Raw genomic sequence first — 632 nt, 5'->3', positions numbered from 1 at the left:
CATATTATATGGTTAAGTCCTCGATCTATTAGTATTCGTCAGCTCCACATGTCACCATGCTTCCACCTCGAACCTATCAACCTGATCATCTTTCAGGGATCTTACTAGCTTACGCTATGGGAAATCTCATCTTGAGGGGGGCTTCATGCTTAGATGCTTTCAGCACTTATCCCTTCCGCACATAGCTACCCAGCTATGCCCTTGGCAGAACAACTGGTACACCAGCGGTGCGTCCATCCCGGTCCTCTCGTACTAAGGACAGCTCCTCTCAAATTTCCTACGCCCACGACGGATAGGGACCGAACTGTCTCACGACGTTCTGAACCCAGCTCGCGTACCGCTTTAATGGGCGAACAGCCCAACCCTTGGGACCGACTACAGCCCCAGGATGCGATGAGCCGACATCGAGGTGCCAAACCTCCCCGTCGATGTGGACTCTTGGGGGAGATAAGCCTGTTATCCCCGGGGTAGCTTTTATCCGTTGAGCGATGGCCCTTCCATGCGGAACCACCGGATCACTAAGCCCGACTTTCGTCCCTGCTCGACTTGTAGGTCTCGCAGTCAAGCTCCCTTATGCCTTTGCACTCTACGAATGATTTCCAACCATTCTGAGGGAACCTTTGGGCGCCTCC

At 53.3% G+C, this 632-nt stretch carries 1 rRNA gene (cut by a window edge); it reads right to left on the bottom strand.

The window, feature by feature from the left end:
* Positions 1-8: 8 nt before the first annotated feature.
* Positions 9-632 (bottom strand): 23S ribosomal RNA (locus DOS87_RS29860) (it continues 1639 nt past the right edge of the window).

Source organism: Bacillus sp. CR71 (genome assembly GCF_003429245.1).
Lineage (GTDB): Bacteria > Bacillota > Bacilli > Bacillales > Bacillaceae_G > Bacillus_A > Bacillus_A thuringiensis_S.
The sequence above is the reverse complement of the archived record's forward strand: the minus strand, read 5'-3'. Positions and strand labels throughout refer to the sequence as shown.